Here is a 248-nt window from a genome sequence, read left to right on the forward strand (position 1 = left end):
GTCCCTATAACCTTAGCAGGTACAGAGGATAAGACGGTACAACGTTGTGCGTTTGTTGATACTACCAGTCATTACCCCAATCTTTGCTTCTTCCAGATTCAGGCTTTGTCGTCCCACAGGAGACAAATGCCAGTACAAGTTATGCCTGATGACCATAGCAAGTTGGTCCCACCCCTTCCCATCCCGAACAGGACCGTGAAACAACTTTGCGCCGATGATAGTGCTGCAACCAGTGTGAAAGTAGGTTA

At 48.0% G+C, this 248-nt stretch carries 1 rRNA gene; it reads left to right on the forward strand.

The features are described from left to right. Positions 1–144: 144 nt before the first annotated feature. Positions 145–248: ribosomal RNA gene (gene rrf, locus MRBLMS1_RS24705) — 5S ribosomal RNA — on the forward strand; the annotation flags it as partial.

The organism is Massilia sp. LMS1-1-1.1 (genome assembly GCF_040815535.1).
Classification (GTDB): Bacteria; Pseudomonadota; Gammaproteobacteria; order Burkholderiales; family Burkholderiaceae_D; genus Janthinobacterium; species Janthinobacterium aestuarii.